The organism is Acinetobacter sp. C15 (assembly GCF_013420645.1).
Classification (GTDB): domain Bacteria; phylum Pseudomonadota; class Gammaproteobacteria; order Pseudomonadales; family Moraxellaceae; genus Acinetobacter; species Acinetobacter indicus.
In genome coordinates this window covers 1-1,228 of record NZ_VOXR01000128.1, presented here as the reverse complement: position 1 = coordinate 1,228, position 1,228 = coordinate 1, and the positions used below count along the sequence as shown (strand labels likewise).

3 protein-coding genes and 1 pseudogene are annotated in these 1,228 nt (G+C 50.3%); all 4 read right to left on the bottom strand.

Features of this window, described 5'->3' with window-relative positions:
* The coding region (gene rpsC / locus FTT63_RS15490) for a 30S ribosomal protein S3 (RefSeq protein ID WP_180192481.1) at positions 1–321 on the bottom strand (321 nt) is incomplete at its 3' end.
* On the bottom strand, positions 318–650 hold the full coding sequence (rplV, locus tag FTT63_RS15485) for a 50S ribosomal protein L22 (protein WP_000447529.1): 333 nt from the start codon (positions 648–650) through the stop codon (positions 318–320). The genes rpsC and rplV, both read right to left, overlap by 4 nt.
* A 14-nt stretch (positions 651–664) precedes the next feature.
* Positions 665–943 carry a 30S ribosomal protein S19 gene (gene rpsS, locus FTT63_RS15480; RefSeq protein ID WP_001138117.1) on the bottom strand — a complete coding sequence of 93 codons (279 nt, stop codon included), beginning with the start codon at positions 941–943 and terminating at the stop codon, positions 665–667.
* 16 nt (positions 944–959) lie between these two features.
* Positions 960–1,228: pseudogene (locus FTT63_RS15475) on the bottom strand (50S ribosomal protein L2); the annotation flags it as partial.

The window sequence follows — 1,228 nt, the reverse complement described above, 5'->3', positions numbered from 1 at the left end:
CTGTGCAGGAACGCCAGCGATGTCCGCTACGACCTTACGCAGTTTTTCTACGTCTTCACCTTTTTTACCGATAACGATACCCGGGCGAGCAGTGTGAATGGTTACACGGATGCTCTTAGCCGGACGCTCGATAACGATACGAGATACGGACGCTTTAGCCAGTTCCTTAGTCAGGTACTGACGTACTTTAAAATCGCTGTCCAGGTTGTCAGCGAATTCTTTGGTGTTCGCAAACCAGGTAGAGTTCCATGGTTTTACAATACCCAGGCGAATACCATTAGGATGTACTTTCTGACCCCTTGCTAGTCTCCAGAGTCTCAGCGATCGGACACAACCACAGTGATGTGGCTGGTGCGCTTCAGGATGCGATCTGCACGACCTTTTGCACGCGGCATAATGCGCTTCATGCTCGGGCCTTCGTCTACGAAAATTTTCGTAACTTTCAGATCGTCAATGTCAGCGCCATCGTTGTGTTCAGCGTTAGCAATGGCAGATTCCAGAACTTTCTTGACCAGTACAGCCGCTTTCTTGTTGGTGTAGGTCAAAATATCCAGAGCCTGCGACACTTTCTTACCGCGAATCAGGTCAGCAACAAGGCGAACCTTCTGAGCAGAAGAACGAGCATGGCGATGTTTAGCGATAGTTTCCATCTCTTCCTCCTACCTTATTTCTTCTTCGCTTTTTTATCAGCAGCGTGGCCGCGATAAGTACGAGTCGGTGCGAATTCACCCAGTTTGTGACCAACCATTTCGTCGGTTACAAATACCGGAACGTGCTGACGACCATTATGGACAGCGATGGTCAAACCGATCATGTTAGGAAAGATCGTTGAACGACGGGACCAAGTGCGCAGGGGCTTCTTGTCTCCGCTTTCCACCGCTTTCTCTACCTTCTTCAGCAAGTGCAGGTCAATAAAAGGACCTTTCTTGAGAGAACGTGGCATGGCTTATCCTCTAAAATTATTTGCTACGGCGACGTACGATGAATTTATCAGTACGCTTGTTGCTGCGGGTCTTCTTACCTTTGGTCTGAACGCCCCACGGAGTTACCGGGTGCTTACCAAAGTTACGACCTTCACCACCACCATGTGGGTGGTCTACCGGGTTCATCGCGGTACCGCGAACGGTCGGACGAACACCACGCCAGCGTGCAGCACCTGCTTTACCCAGAACGCGCAGCATATGCTCAGCATTGCCAACTTCGCCCAGAGTTGCACGGCAAAAAAATG